This is a genomic window from Gracilibacillus suaedae (assembly GCF_017599345.1).
Classification (GTDB): domain Bacteria; phylum Bacillota; class Bacilli; order Bacillales; family Amphibacillaceae; genus Gracilibacillus; species Gracilibacillus suaedae.
Map to the genome: position 1 here is coordinate 92,480 of NZ_JAGFVL010000035.1, position 14,710 is coordinate 107,189.

A 14,710-nucleotide genomic window follows, 5' to 3' on the forward strand; every position below is an offset into this window, starting at 1 on the left:
AGCCCCTATTATAATTTATGCACAGATTCCATAAACATGTTGCCTCTTTCTTCAAAGGTTTTATATTGATCCCAGCTTGCACAAGCAGGCGATAATAAGACAACATCCTCTTTATTGGATAATTGATATGCTTTTTGAACAGCTTGATTCATCGTGTCTACCAATTCTATATTTTCAATTCCACTAGCCTCTCCGACTTTTCGTAATTTTGGACTTGTTTCACCAAACAATACAAGAGCCTTCACGTTGGACATATACGGCTTTAATTCATCAAAATCATTACCGCGGTCAAGACCACCTGCCAGCAATATGATCGATTGATTAAATGCTGATAATGCCTTAGTTGTTGCAAGTATATTAGTTGCTTTGGAATCATTATAAAACTTTCGACCGTTAACTTCTTTCACAAATTGCAGACGATGTGTTACACCTGTAAATGTTGTAAGGACAGTTTCAATCACTTGATTTGAAATACCTTCGAGTTTCGCAACCGAAACAGCAGCTAAAATATTCTCAAGGTTATGTTCTCCTACTAACACTATAGAAGCTAAATCAATTACTTTCTCTCCACGGAAATATATTGCTTCTTCATCACAGTATGTACCGTACGTTATTCCAGCTTTACGGCTAAATGGAACAAGGTTAGCATCAGCACGCTTAATTAAATTTACAATACGTTGATCATCAGCATTATAAACTAAATAATCATGTTCTGTTTGATTTTTAAAGATATTAGCTTTTGCATTTTGATAATGTTCCAAAGTATGATGATAATCTAAATGTGCTTCAAAAAGATTAAGGAGTACGGCAATTTTAGGTTTAAATGTATCTATTCCTAATAATTGAAAGGAAGATAATTCAGCAATCATCGTTTGTTTATCATCCATTTGCTCAGCAACTTCTGATGCAACATGACCAATATTCCCTGCTAAGCTAACGGGTGCATCTGCTTTTTTAAACATTTCAAAGATTAAAGTTGTTGTCGTCGTTTTCCCATTTGAACCAGTGATACCAACGATTTGATTAATACCGAAGTACGGTATTAATTCTATTTCTGTTAAAACAGGAATTTGTTGCTTAATAGCACTATCTATTAAAATATTTTCATAGGGAATACCCGGATTTTTAATAATTGCATCGACATCTTCAATCAATGACAAAGGGTGTTCACCAACAACTACAGAAACACCTTGACATCGGAGAGTTTGTACATTTTCATCGTCTTCCGGAGCTTTCAAATCATTGGCAACTACCTCTATACCATTTCTATTTAACAATCTCGCAACAGCTGTTCCACTTTTAGCAAGACCTAACACAAGTACTTTAGCAAAAGGGAAATTCTTTAATTTTCTCATGATGACAACACCTCAATATAAATACCTAAAATTGCAAATAATATACCGATTGCCCAAAACGTGGTCACTACTCGCCATTCAGACCAACCTTTTAACTCATAGTGGTGGTGCAGTGGGCTCATTAAAAAGATTCTTTTTCCTCTTGTTTTAAAAGAAATAACCTGAATAATAACGGACAATGTCTCTAAAACAAAAACACCGCCAATGATAACTAATAAAATTTCCAACTTTAAAAGAATAGCAATAGCGGCAATAGCACCACCTAATGCCAAGGATCCAGTATCTCCCATAAATACTTTGGCAGGATGTGCATTAAATACTAAGAATCCCAATAATGCACCTACAACAGATAAACTAAATAATGTTACACTCAAATTTGGGATACCATACCAAGCCAATATAGCAAATGCACCAAACGCAATAGCAGCTGTTCCAGCCAATAGCCCATCTAGTCCATCAGTCAGATTGACGGCATTCGAAGCACCAACTAACATTACTACAATAAAAATAGGATATAACCAGCCTAAGTCAAATGAGATGTTGGTACCTGGTACAGCAATACTTGTTGAAAAATCTTGTTGCAGTAATACTACATAAAAGATAATGGCAATTACGATTTGTCCTAATAACTTTTGCTTAGAGGTTAGTCCTAAGTTTCGTTTTAATACCACTTTAATAAAATCATCAAGGAAACCTAATAAGCCAAACCCTACCAAAACTAAAAGTAACAACAAGACTTCATAGCCCAAAACACCATTGTTAACACGGCTAACGACAATGATACTTGTTATCGAAATACTTAGTATAATCATAACCCCACCCATGGTTGGCGTGCCTGATTTTTTTTGGTGTGACTGAGGTCCTTCTTCTCTAATACTTTGTCCAAATTTTAACCTTTTAAGAAAAGGAATTAAAATCGGGGATAGTAGGACAGTAATTAAAAAGGCGATCGCTACTGTAATTAAAAACGTATATTCATTCATCCATGTTCTCTCCAATCTTCTATCCGGGTGTTACGAGTTTAACTTGTTAATTCAAATACTTGATTGCTACTTGTTCATCGTCAAATTCTAAGACTTTATCTCCAACAATTTGATATGTTTCATGTCCTTTACCAGCTATTAAGACAACATCTTTGTCATTTGCCTGTTCAATTGCTTGTTTAATCGCTTCTTCACGATCTAATACTGTTTGATAATTGCTATACTTCAGACCTTTCACCATATCATCAATAATTGCTTGAGGGGATTCTGAACGCGGATTATCAGATGTAAAGATTGCTTGATCTGCATATCGGCAAGAAACTTCTGCCATCAATGGTCTTTTACGACGATCGCGATCTCCACCGCAACCAATTACTACAAGTATATCTCCCGCACAAAATCGCTTGATGGTTGACAAGACATTTTCCAAAGAGTCTGGTGTGTGTGCATAATCAATAATAACACCAAAGTCTTGATTATGTTCCACTGGTTGGAAACGTCCTTTAACTCCTGAAGTATGGTTTAACACATGTTGTATTTTTTCTAATTCAATACCCGATACATAGGCCGCAGTTGCCGCTGCTAATAGGTTATAAACACTAAACATTCCCATTAGTTTACTCTTGATTGGAACATTTCCTTTTGGTGTTTTCATTATAAATGAAACACCATTAGCCATCAATTCTACATTGATAGCTTGGAAAGACGCTTTTTGTTGTATACCATAGGTTAATACTGGTTGAGCTGTTACTCTTTTTAAGAAGTCAGCATGTTCATCATCTTGATTAATAACCGCATATTTTGGTCTTTCATGTTTCAACGAATTACCTAACTGAGAAAATAATAAACTTTTGGCGTATAAGTAGTTTTCCATTGTTAGATGATAATCAAGGTGATCTTGACTTAAATTAGTAAATACAGCGATATCGAAATCTACTCCATGAACTCTACCCAAATCCAGTGCGTGGGAAGATACTTCCATCGTTGCCACATCTATTCCCTTTTCGACCATTTGATGTAAGTTTTTTTGCAAAAATAAAGCATCAGGTGTTGTGTTTTTTACTGGATGCCTTTCTCCATCAATCATCATTTGAATCGTTCCAATTAATGCTGTCTTTTGGTTAGCATAATGGTGAATTTCATCGATAATATGTGTGACCGAGGTTTTTCCATTTGTACCAGTAACACCAATAACTTTTAACTTATTGGAAGAATGGTCATAAAAAATGTTAGCTAAATGAGCTAAAGCCCTGGATGTATCTGGTACGATAACTACAGGTACAGATACATCGAGATTTTTTTCCGCTACAATAACAGTTGCACCATTATCTACCGCAGCTTCCGCAAATTGATGACCATCTACGGTATACCCTTCGATACATACGAATAAAGAATCTTTCTCTAAAAGTCTGTGATCCATTTCTATATGTTCTATATTAATCATATCAAGGTCCTGTTGACATTGATAATCTGGTAAATTTTTTATTAAATCTTTAGCATTCATATTAGTCACCTTTTTCTTTTGGATTACTGTTGATAAAGTGAGACTATGATCAATAGGGGCTTGATCAATAGCGAAACTTATCAAGGTGTTAGCGTTTATTAACCTTCACTTAGCTTCTCCATGTTTATTGATGTATAAAGTGGGGTGTTACAGACAATTAGTTACGTGATAAACAACTATATTATTATACCAAAGACTTTTGAACTTTACGATAAATATTTATAACTATTTATTGCCTAAAACAAGCCTGATTTTACTTCCTTCTTGGACTTTTTCTCCTGCAGCAGGTGCTTGATCAATAATGTAATCTCCACTACCTACTACATCAGCCTCAAGTGAGAATAAATATTGTTGTAATTCATTTTTGTTGAGACCAACCAGATCAGGAACTTCAATTGGAGGAGATTCTGGCCAATCATAATCCTTTTCAATTCCCTCATCTTGTTTTTCCACACCTATTGCTCGCAAACTATCTTCAATAACGGTACCTACAATTGGAGCAGCTACCACACCTCCAAACTGAACAACATCTTTAGGATTGTCAATTGCGACATATACTACTATCTCAGGATCATTAGCAGGTGCAAAACCGATAAAAGATACTATATGGTTGTTCTCCATATAATTGCCATCTTCACCGACTTTTTGAGCTGTACCTGTCTTTCCACCAACTCGATACCCATCTACATAAGCACTTCTACCAGTCCCTAAGGCTACAACCGATTCTAGCGCCTCACGAACTTCTTTAGATGTTTCAGAAGATATAACTCGATCTTTCAAAACTGGGTCGGTTGTATCTACAGCTTCACCCGTCACCGGATCGAGGAATGCTTTTGCAACATGAGGTTCGTAAAGATAACCACCATTAACTGCAGCTGAAACAGCCATTACTTGTTGGATCGGAGTAACTGATACACCTTGACCAAAAGCAGTTGTTGCTAATTCGACAGGACCAACATTATCTAAATCAAAAAGGATACCATTTGCTTCGCCTTGTAAATCAATTCCCGTTTTTTGACCAAAACCAAAATTATCAATATAAGAAAATAATTTTTCTTTACCTAATTTTTGTCCTAATGTAATAAAACCTGGGTTACAGGAATTTTGAACCACTTCTAAATATGTTTGATGTCCATGGCCCCCTTTTTTCCAACAATGCAGGGTTGTGCCACCAACTTCAATATCCCCATCATCTACATATTCATCGTTTTCTAGATCTACCATATCTTCTTCTAATGCAGCAGCTAGTGTAATAATCTTAAATGTTGACCCTGGTTCATAGGTGCTCCATATCGGTAAATTTCGATTATATACTTCAGCACTGATTTCCTGATAATTGGCAGGATCAAAGTTTGGTCTTGACGACATACCTAAGACACTGCCATCTTTTGGGTTTACAGCTATAGCTATAGCTCCATCTGGATTATATTTCTCTTCTGCTATATCTAATTCTCTCTCAATAATGGTTTGGACTCTGCTATCTATGGTGAGTTGAAGATCATAGCCATCTTCTGGAGGAGTATATTTATCAGCCATTTGCGGCATTCTTTTTCCTTTTGCATCACTGTAAAAGGATAAACTGCCTTCTGTTCCACTTAACATGTCTTCATACATTAATTCAATGCCCGTTAATCCTTGGTTATCAATGCCACTAAATCCAAGTACATGTGACAAATAAGCGCCATTGGGATAGTGCCTGATGGAATCCTCTGCAATATAAATTCCTTCTAAATCTAACGTTTGAACGGCCATTGCTTTGTCTTCCGATATTTTCCGTCCTTCTGGCTGCAATATCACAATCCGTTCATTTTTATGAATAGCTTCTAATACATCTTCATAAGACATATTCAGTACATTTGCTAGCTGTCTGGCTGTTTGTTCTGGTTCTGTTACTTGTCTTGGCACGACCATAACAGTAGGAGCAGAAACATTCTCCGCTAAAACTTCTTCGTTAGTGTCAATAATCTTCCCTCTTTCTGGCTCAAAAACAATATCTCTGCTCCACAAATCTTCTGCCTCGGCAATTAGAAAATCAGACCAGATAAATTGCACATATCCTAACCTTGCCACAATAACTCCCATAATGATTAATGCAAAAAGAAACACAGCGACTATTCTGCGTTGCACCTTAATATTGGTTATCTGTTTCATGACATATCTCCTTTAGTTCAAGAAACTGTTTGTCCCAATATATGTTTGTGAAAGGCTGAATAGAACACTGTGTATGATTGTTTACTATTCTTCTTCGGTCGCTTCATCATCAGATTCATCTGATGCATTTTCCTGATCTTCGGGTACATCTGGTTCTTCCAGTTCAACCATTAAATAATCTTTTTCGTTAAGAGACGACCCTTTCTCAATACTCTGTTTCTTAACATAACCATTTCCCATCCACTCTAAATCTAGATCTAAAAATTCTCGCAAAGATAAGACATCTCTAAATGACCATCCCGTTAAATCCGGCATTTTCATATTATCTGTTGCCACCATAACTGTTTGCCTTGCTGTTATCTTTGTACCTGGTTGCATGTTTACTTTCTTGATCTTTTCACCATCACCGATAACAATTGGCTCCACACCTAAATCTTTCAATTTATTTAGATATGAATCTGTTTGTTTACCTTCCCATTCGGGAATCTCCACTACTTCGATTGGCTCTGTTGCATCTTTGTCCGGTTCGATATTTAAATAGCGTAAACTATTTTCCATTACATTTTTAAAGACAAAAGAAACGGGTGCTGAACCTGATTCTGTCACATCTAAGTTCGGCTCTTTGACAGATACATACATAATTAACTCTGGGTCTTCTGCAGGTGCCATGCCTAAGAAAGAAAAGGTGTAACTATTTCTTCCTGTTTTATATTTGCCTGTTTCAGGATCTACAAAGTTGGCAGTACCTGTTTTACCTGCAACGGTATAATCGTTTAAATTATAAATGTTATGGCCTGTCCCATTTTCAGAAGTAATAACCGTTTCTAGGACCTCTAACGTTTTTTTCGCAGTTTCAGAAGAGATTGGTTCACCTACTACTTCAGGTTTATTCTCAACAATCACCTCATTTGTATCATGATCTACTGTTTTATCAATGATATATGGTTTTAACATTTTACCTTCATTTGTAATGGTAGTTGCTGCTTTCATCAATTGTATTGGTGTTGTAGTAGTTCCTTGACCAAATGCAGTAGTTACCTTTTCACTTTCCCAATTATAAAGTATTTCGCCTGCAACTTCACCAGGTAAGTCAATCCCTGTTTTTTGATCAAAATCAAAAGCTTGCAAATAATCTAAAAATCTCTCAGGTCCTATTTTTTCATAGGCTAGTTTTGCGGCACCCACGTTGGAAGAACGTTGAATTCCTTCCAAATAGCTAATCTTACCCCAGCCCCTCCGTCCATTATGATCTCCAATAGTCCTATCACCGGCTTTGTATGTCCCTGATTTAAATTTTTCATCAGGATTCCAGACACCTTCTTCAATCGCTGAGGCTAATGTAAATACTTTCATCGTGGAACCAGGTTCGAAAGGTGTGGCAATAACATCATTATACCAATTCTCTACTTCACCAATGCTATTAGGGTTATAACTCGGTCTGTTACTAAGAGCAAGTATTTCTCCTGTCTTGGCATTCATGACAACAGCCGTCATTCTATCAGGATCATACTCCTCTTCTACCTCTGATAATGCATCTTCAACCAATGTTTGAATTTTCTGATCAAGTGTTAGGTACACATCATCGCCATTATCTGGCTCATTAATTACCTCTTTAGGATCTAATAGTTTCATATTAAATTTATCACGTTGATACGAAATCGATCCATTGACTCCAGTGAGCAAATCATTCATGAGCCCTTCCACACCATTAATTCCGATGATTTGATCATCTTGTTTATCCGTTAATCCGATTGTATGTGAAGCAAACTTCCCGTTCGGATAGAAACGGATTGGTTCTTCCATAAAATTAATACCAGGTAATTCTAAAGCTTCAATTTCTTCTTTTTGCTCCTGATTCAACTCTCTGGCATTAGAACCAAATTCTACTTGGAATCTTTCATTATTAATACCATCATTCAAACGCTCCGCTATTTCACTTTCTTCCATTTCTAATATAGGTGCTAGTTTCTTGGCAGTTTTGTCAACATCTTTAACATGTTTAGGATGCAGAGGATTGGTAGTATGTGACTCATCAACAATAGCATATAAACGGTACACCACATGTTCTTGAGCTAGTGCCATTCCATTACGGTCGTAAATTGTCCCTCTACTTGCGGGAATACTATAGTGATTGGTTCTTTTCTCATCAGCCAATTCCTGAATGGAAACTCCAGATACTTCTCCAGATACTTGAATATACAAAAACCTTCCAGCTATGACAAGAAAAAAGGTAGTAAATATAACAATCCAAACAATTGGCATGATTTCAGTTGTTCTACTTTTCATCTTTAACACCTATTCTACTAAGTCTGTTGCTCGTTTCACTTGGGTGTTTTGAACTTCCAGACCATGTTTTTTGGCATTTTCAATAATCCGTTCAGGTTGGCTTAATTCTTTTTGTTTAAAAGCAAGGTTCTCGTTATGTACAGTTTGCTGTTGAATTTGTGTATTTAACGATTCCACCTCACGATTTAATTGATCTAGCGAAGAACTATAGCTAACCAAGTAAGCAGAAATACTAAGAAATATGACAGCAAAGAAAGAATACATCATTTTTTCACCGCGAGTTACCCAGCGCTTCTGTACCTTTACTTTTTTTCTGACTACATTTGGTTGTTGAACTTGTTCTCTTACTTGATCATGTGTGTAATAAGCTCTTGCGTGTTGACTACTCATGGATTTGCCACCCTTCTATTTTATATTTTCTTCATTCCAATCCTTTACTTTTTCAATCACTCTCAACTTAGCTGACCTTGAACGTCGATTTTCAGCCAATTCATTCTCTGATGGTAAAATTGGTTTTCGATTAACTAGACGAAACGGCGGTTTAAATTCCTCTGGTATAACTGGAATATTCTTTGGTACAGGAGGAGTTGTACTCCATGTTTTAAATGTTTGCTTACAAATTCGATCTTCTAGCGAGTGAAAGGTAATAACCGAAATACGTCCACCTATCGAAAGAGATCTACCTGCTTGATATAACGCATCTTCAAAAGCTTTCAATTCATCATTAACAGCTATGCGTATCGCCTGAAAAATTCGTTTGGCAGGATGTCCGCCTTTTCTTCTAGCGGGAGCAGGTATTGCTTCTTTAATAATGTCCACTAATTCAAACGTAGTGTCTATTGTTTTTTTCGCTCTTTCTGCTTCTATAGTGCGCGCAATTTGTTTGGAAAACTTCTCTTCACCATACTTAAAGAAAATCGATACAAGATCTTCATATGGCCATTTATTCACTATTTCAAATGCATTTAATTCACTGTTTTGATCCATTCGCATATCTAATGGCGCATCATGCTGATAGCTAAAACCTCGTTCCCCTCTATCTAATTGCGGAGAGGAGACACCTAAATCAAACAAAACACCATTCACTTCTCTTATTTGCAATTTTTCTAATTCTTCACTTAAATGACGAAAATTCCGTTGTATCAAGGTGACTTGGTCAAGTCGATCATTCAATCTTTCTTTAGCAGCATCAATAGCGTCTTGATCTTGATCAAATGCGATTAATTTGCCTTTCTCATTCAGCTGTTCTAATAAATACCCGGAGTGTCCGCCACCGCCTAATGTGCAATCAACATAAATGCCATTTGGATTGATATCGAGACCATTGACCGTTTCTTTTTTTAATACCGTATAATGTCCAAACATGAAGTCACCTCTATTTCTTGTTGTCTTTACAAATCAAAATCCATCATATTTTCTGCAATTTCTGCAAATGATTCTTCCGATACATCTACAAATTCATTCCATTTATCTTCTGCCCAGAATTCTACTCTGTTTGATACACCGATCACTGCACATTCTTTCTCAATTCCTGCATATTTACGAAGTGGAGCAGGTATATTTATTCTTCCCTGCTTATCTAGTTCACATTCAACTGCGCCAGAAAAGAAAAAACGGGTAAATGCTCGGGCATCTTTTTTAGTTAACGGTAATTTTTTCAATTTTTCTTCCAACTGGTGCCATTCATTCATCGGGTATGCAAACAAACATTGATCCAAACCACGGGTAACGACAAACTGCTCACCAAGTCCATCTCTGAACTTAGAAGGTACAATTATACGTCCTTTTGTATCAATGTTATGTTGATATTCTCCCATGAACATATCCAGGCACCCCACTTTCTACCCTTATCGTACCACATTCCCCCACTTTTCACCACTAAATCTTTAAAAAAACTAACCATTTTTTTGTAAAGGTACTTTTTTTGCTACAATAGCTGGAATTCGTGTGTAAAAAAATATAAAAAAGGTAATTGGCTTTATCGACCAATTACCTTTTTTTATAAGTACACGATGTAATGTTGTTTTTTCCAATCAAACGTATAATTATTTATTTGTTTGACCCATTCAAATCCATGGTGATTAAGGAAATAAGTAATATTCCAAGTTCGTTCTTGCAGTCCATTTTCAGGTTTTAAGTGCATTTGAATATAATCAAACTCTTTTAATTGCATATGATACTTCTGGGAAAATTCCTTATTGATTCTTTTTGAAAGCTTATCTACTTGTTGTAATAACAGTTGCAAATTTTTATCCGCATATTGTGATACATCATCTGTTAGATCCTTTGTTACTTCTTTTAGTGGTTGATGTCCCATTTTAATAGCTTCCTTCAGTTGAAACGTCATTTCTTCAACAGGACTGCTAGCTTGAGCTGATAACCAATTCATTTTTTGAGTCTGGACTCCGTTATCAATTGCGGAGATAGAATCAATATCATACTTATTCAATAACTTTAACAGCTTCTCATCGACTAATGTTAGTGACACACGCGGCAAAACAGGTGGCATCTTTAGTGATAGACTATGGAATGCATTTTTTAATATAGACCAGTATGCTGCTTCACTCGGACCCGCAAAAAAAGCTAGTGTGGGAAATAATTTTTCTTGCATTAATGGTCTAGTTACTACATTGTTGCTCAATCGCTCTGGTGTTTCTTTTGCTATTTCCAAAAGCTCTTGATTAGAATATTGACATTCGTTATTTTTGCCAACCCAATTTCGACCATCTTTTTGAAGTAAAATTCTTTCCCCTTCCTGTTCTACAAATAAATGTCCATCTTGTTCATTAGCATCAACACTAACATGATATCCCTTTGTTCTCATTGACTGTAGAGAACGATAAACAACTCGGCTTATTTCTGGCTGCTTTTCAATCATTTCATGAAAGTATGTCGATTCTAGCTGCCGTATTTCTTTATTTCCAGAGTCAACCAGGATTAATCCAGTATCAGCAAAAATCTCGTGAATAAAGGATGCAAAAAAATCAACAAAAGTACTGGATGTCATCAACTTATCATGTAAAGTCTGAAACAATTGTTTCGTATAAGCAGTTTCTTTTAGTGATCGAAATGTTGTTTCCAACCAACGATAGGTTTGCTCTTTATTTAACTTTCGTTGAGATACAGCTGTTCTTTCTTTATGATGATCCTCTATAGAAAATTTTCGAAGGCCAGTTTCTTCTGGTAAGAAAATATGATTCACTTCAGCAAAATCGTGATCCTCTCCTGCTATCCAAAAGACAGGTAACACAGGAATACCTAATAATTCTTCTTGTTGCTTTGCCAAAGAAATAATGGAGACTATTTTGTTGATCGTATAAAGTGGACCAGTTAGTATCCCTGCTTGTTGCCCCCCAATAACAACCACACTGTTTTGATCTCTCAGCTTTTCAATATTTTTATGTGTTGCTTCCGTGGCAGACCAACGTTGATTAATCGAATGTAACACATCGGCCAGAGTCTCTCTTTGAAATTGCTGCTCTTTCAAGTCTTTCTTACGTTCTTTAAAAACATTTTCTTTATAAGGATTATAATCAAAATGAGCCAACAAATCCTTTACTTCCATTTGATAATCCATGATAAATTTATTATGTAAATCGAGTCTTTGGGATTCGATACGCATTAATGAACTGCTCCTTTATCTTCAATATATACAATAGTAATCCAATAGTATTGTACATAATGAAAACGATAAAAGCACATAATTTGTTTGTAATGATGAGATCATTACAACACTTTGCTTATATTATAAAAGATTCCATATAAGATCGTAATAATATGTAAAGAGAAAAATAACAAAAATGTAGCTTTCCAGAAACGTTTACAGACATGAGAAAAAATGATGTCAGTATACACCTTCCAATGAATCAAGACACATACCATTAAAATGAATAACAACAGGAGAAAAATGTAACTAATAGGATTTATCGAAAAAACAGAATAAATAATTGCTGCAACTGATGCGATATATAAAATTGTCGTCGTATCAATCGCTAGATGAAAGCAATATCGTTTTTCACCTACAAACTTATACGATAGTTTATAAACTAAAAATGTTATAGCAAACGGTAGTGTAACCATTAAAGCAAGCAGATAGTACAACCCTTCTATCATAAAATACCCTCACTTTTAAAAAATGTTATAACTTTCAAACTATTACTTTTGGTCATGTTTATATCCATTATATAAGACTTTTGAACTTGTGCAAGCTCCTTTTTAAAAATCCATTATAAATTGAGAAAACCATTAAGTATCATGGCAAACAACATAAAAACCCCATCTTTTCGATGAGGTTACTAACTCATAATAATAATGAATTAATGCTTTACCTTTTCCATTGCTTGCTGAACGGTTTCAAGAAATACTTGATACTGATATAACTTTTGCTTTAACTGTTTATTTTCTTCCACTAATTTACGCAATTCTTCCTGATGGTCTATTTCCTGATAATATTTTTGCAGTCGCTCTAAAGTTTGGATCACTTCATGGATGTTTGGCTGTTCAGTTTGACTAGCATCTAGCTGTTGGTTTGATTGATAGGATATTTTCTTACGGTTCTGTTTTGCTAACTGGATAGCTTCTTCATATTGTTTCCTTAACGTTGCATTCCAACGAAAACCACACGCTGCTGATGTTCGCGATAATTTTCCCCCTACTTCCTTAAAAGCCTCTAATTGTGTCTTTCCTTCACGAATATAGCGTAAGACAGTTTCAGCTAGCAATATATCTTCATCACTAGTCCATGCATCTTGTCGATTCCCTTGCACAACTCCACCTCCTCTATTCTTGATACAATGTATGCAATTAATAGAAGAGATAGACATATTGTTGCTAAAATATTATAAAAACTTAGTACTCTGTTATCATAACCACTTTAATATTCTTCGCCAATATACAAGCATGATATATCTCGCTAAATAAGAAAAACTGAACAAAATTCCGCTCATTCCTTATTACTAAATGCTAGGTAAATCTGTGATCCTCTAGTAGCCATTATGAAATATATGAATCGTATGACCACCACTTCGGCTGCCCACTTTCCTTTCCGTGGGGTTTGTCCTTCAGCTAACTTTTTCGAACCAAACCCGCTCGAAAAAGTGGATCTTCAGGCCAAACAATTCCCACAGTCATCCATGTATCGCAAAAAACAGCTATACACCACAAAGAATTCCCTTTCCGTAGGGGTTTGCCCTTAGAAAGCGAAACGGTCAGCCGTAGCGGTTGACTTGCACTAGCTAGCTTTCAAAATAGCAGCTTTATCTGTATAGCTATTCTTGCTTCTTAAAATATTTGTTTTGAATCACCTTTTCCTATCATACTTGCTTATAAAAGTTGTGATATCAATGGTGATATACTTTCCTATCTGATTAAAAAAGTGTAAGAGATCTCATCTCTTACACTACTTGTTGTACAACATATCAAATTATTGTTCTACTACTTGTTTTCCATCATAATGTCCACAAGATTTACATACATGGTGTGGTTTTGTTAGTTCACCACAATTTGAACATTCTACCATTCCTGGTACATGTAATTTTTTATGAGTACGACGTTGGTTTTTTACCTTTTTTGAAGTTCTGCGCTTTGGTACTGCCATGCATTACACCTCCTTTAAAGAGAAGCAAAGATCTATCCTTCACTATCTTTCTCATTACTTTTGTCATCTAATAAAGATTTCAGCTTTTCAAGGCGCGGATCAACTTTTTCTGATTGTTCTTCTTCAGTAACAAGTGTCCAACCTTTACCTTCCTTCATTGTGTTTGCTTCTAATTTTTCATCATCAGCAAACACTCTTAAAGGCGTTTCTAATAGTACATTTTCCTTGATAAATGGTGTTAAGTCAAGTACCTCACCATTTACTAAATGCACCTCTTCTTCTTCCCGAAAAGATGATGTCGTAAAAGATTCAATTGCATGAATCGAAAATTCATACGACACATCAACTAACGTTCTTGCACAAGGTAGAATCATCGCTCCTTGAATTTGAAAATCACAGGTAATATCGTCTCCATCCATCCTAGCTGTTCCGTCAACTAAAACTGGTTCGATTCGTCGAATATCATTATCCAAATTCACAATATCTGAAATGTCTACTTCCTCACGAAAAGAAACGGGTTCTCCCTGTGACTGTTTAAGTTTTTGGATATATAATTTCATTTATATTCACCTCAAGGCAACAAGAAATATTTTAAAATGTATTGGTCCATTTGTCAATATATTTTCTTTACAGAACAAACATTTATTGCTTGATTACAGTGCTAAGTGTCTGTAATCGTACCACTTCGAGCTTCAAGTAACTCAAGGAAGGTCAGAGGGATAACAGACGTTAACACACTGATCAGTTACGCTAATGATCAGTCGGGTTCAAAATCCCACTGATCATTGTATCACTTTATATGATATACTTACTACAATATGCTTATCATGCACAT

13 protein-coding genes are annotated in these 14,710 nt (G+C 35.7%); all 13 read right to left on the reverse strand.

Features of this window, described 5'->3' with window-relative positions; genetic code table 11:
- Window positions 1-8: 8 nt before the first annotated feature.
- A complete protein-coding gene (gene murD, locus J5J03_RS10215) occupies window positions 9-1,355 on the reverse strand; it encodes a UDP-N-acetylmuramoyl-L-alanine--D-glutamate ligase (RefSeq protein ID WP_208589329.1) in 1,347 nt (448 codons plus the stop codon).
- The gene (gene mraY, locus J5J03_RS10220; protein WP_208589331.1) at window positions 1,352-2,338 is read right to left on the reverse strand and encodes a phospho-N-acetylmuramoyl-pentapeptide-transferase; all 987 of its coding nucleotides are present in this window, start codon (window positions 2,336-2,338) and stop codon (window positions 1,352-1,354) included. Before mraY ends, murD begins: the two co-directional genes overlap by 4 nt.
- A 46-nt stretch (window positions 2,339-2,384) precedes the next feature.
- Window positions 2,385-3,842: a UDP-N-acetylmuramoyl-L-alanyl-D-glutamate--2,6-diaminopimelate ligase gene (locus J5J03_RS10225; protein WP_208589332.1), complete on the reverse strand. Its 1,458-nt coding sequence runs from the start codon at window positions 3,840-3,842 to the stop codon at window positions 2,385-2,387.
- Between the two features lie 225 nt (window positions 3,843-4,067).
- On the reverse strand, window positions 4,068-5,993 hold the full coding sequence (locus J5J03_RS10230) for a stage V sporulation protein D (protein ID WP_208589333.1): 1,926 nt from the start codon (window positions 5,991-5,993) through the stop codon (window positions 4,068-4,070).
- An 84-nt stretch (window positions 5,994-6,077) separates the two neighbouring features.
- Complete coding sequence (locus tag J5J03_RS10235) at window positions 6,078-8,279, reverse strand: penicillin-binding transpeptidase domain-containing protein (protein WP_208589334.1); 2,202 nt, start codon at window positions 8,277-8,279, stop codon at window positions 6,078-6,080.
- Between the two features lie 9 nt (window positions 8,280-8,288).
- On the reverse strand, window positions 8,289-8,669 hold the full coding sequence (gene ftsL / locus J5J03_RS10240; RefSeq protein WP_208589335.1) for a cell division protein FtsL: 381 nt from the start codon (window positions 8,667-8,669) through the stop codon (window positions 8,289-8,291).
- Between the two features lie 15 nt (window positions 8,670-8,684).
- On the reverse strand, window positions 8,685-9,644 hold the full coding sequence (gene rsmH / locus J5J03_RS10245) for a 16S rRNA (cytosine(1402)-N(4))-methyltransferase RsmH (RefSeq protein WP_208589336.1): 960 nt from the start codon (window positions 9,642-9,644) through the stop codon (window positions 8,685-8,687).
- 26 nt (window positions 9,645-9,670) lie between these two features.
- Window positions 9,671-10,102, reverse strand: a complete 432-nt coding sequence (gene mraZ / locus J5J03_RS10250; protein ID WP_018932776.1) for a division/cell wall cluster transcriptional repressor MraZ — start codon at window positions 10,100-10,102, stop codon at window positions 9,671-9,673.
- 176 nt (window positions 10,103-10,278) lie between these two features.
- Window positions 10,279-11,901, reverse strand: coding sequence for a bacillithiol biosynthesis cysteine-adding enzyme BshC (gene bshC / locus J5J03_RS10255; RefSeq protein ID WP_208589337.1), 1,623 nt, complete (start codon window positions 11,899-11,901; stop codon window positions 10,279-10,281).
- A gap of 104 nt (window positions 11,902-12,005) precedes the next feature.
- Entirely contained in the window at window positions 12,006-12,392 is a 387-nt protein-coding gene (locus J5J03_RS10260; RefSeq protein WP_208589339.1) for a DUF3397 family protein, read from the reverse strand.
- Between the two features lie 203 nt (window positions 12,393-12,595).
- Window positions 12,596-13,045, reverse strand: a complete 450-nt coding sequence (locus tag J5J03_RS10265; RefSeq protein ID WP_208589340.1) for an RsfA family transcriptional regulator — start codon at window positions 13,043-13,045, stop codon at window positions 12,596-12,598.
- A gap of 656 nt (window positions 13,046-13,701) precedes the next feature.
- Complete coding sequence (rpmF, locus tag J5J03_RS10270; protein ID WP_208589341.1) at window positions 13,702-13,875, reverse strand: 50S ribosomal protein L32; 174 nt, start codon at window positions 13,873-13,875, stop codon at window positions 13,702-13,704.
- A gap of 32 nt (window positions 13,876-13,907) precedes the next feature.
- Window positions 13,908-14,435 carry a YceD family protein gene (locus tag J5J03_RS10275; protein ID WP_208589342.1) on the reverse strand — a complete coding sequence of 176 codons (528 nt, stop codon included), beginning with the start codon at window positions 14,433-14,435 and terminating at the stop codon, window positions 13,908-13,910.
- Between the last annotated feature and the right edge of the window lie 275 nt (window positions 14,436-14,710).

Excerpts from the sequence above, each read along its gene's own strand:
- murD (WP_208589329.1), bottom strand. The coding sequence starts at position 1,355 with ATGAGAAAATTAAAGAATTTCCCTTTTGCTAAAGTACTTGTGTTAGGT.
- mraY (WP_208589331.1), bottom strand. The coding sequence starts at position 2,338 with ATGAATGAATATACGTTTTTAATTACAGTAGCGATCGCCTTTTTAATT.
- J5J03_RS10225 (WP_208589332.1), bottom strand. The coding sequence starts at position 3,842 with ATGAATGCTAAAGATTTAATAAAAAATTTACCAGATTATCAATGTCAA.
- J5J03_RS10230 (WP_208589333.1), bottom strand. The coding sequence starts at position 5,993 with ATGAAACAGATAACCAATATTAAGGTGCAACGCAGAATAGTCGCTGTG.
- J5J03_RS10235 (WP_208589334.1), bottom strand. The coding sequence starts at position 8,279 with ATGAAAAGTAGAACAACTGAAATCATGCCAATTGTTTGGATTGTTATA.
- ftsL (WP_208589335.1), bottom strand. The coding sequence starts at position 8,669 with ATGAGTAGTCAACACGCAAGAGCTTATTACACACATGATCAAGTAAGA.
- rsmH (WP_208589336.1), bottom strand. The coding sequence starts at position 9,644 with ATGTTTGGACATTATACGGTATTAAAAAAAGAAACGGTCAATGGTCTC.
- mraZ (WP_018932776.1), bottom strand. The coding sequence starts at position 10,102 with ATGTTCATGGGAGAATATCAACATAACATTGATACAAAAGGACGTATA.
- bshC (WP_208589337.1), bottom strand. The coding sequence starts at position 11,901 with ATGCGTATCGAATCCCAAAGACTCGATTTACATAATAAATTTATCATG.
- J5J03_RS10260 (WP_208589339.1), bottom strand. The coding sequence starts at position 12,392 with ATGATAGAAGGGTTGTACTATCTGCTTGCTTTAATGGTTACACTACCG.
- rpmF (WP_208589341.1), bottom strand. The coding sequence starts at position 13,875 with ATGGCAGTACCAAAGCGCAGAACTTCAAAAAAGGTAAAAAACCAACGT.
- J5J03_RS10275 (WP_208589342.1), bottom strand. The coding sequence starts at position 14,435 with ATGAAATTATATATCCAAAAACTTAAACAGTCACAGGGAGAACCCGTT.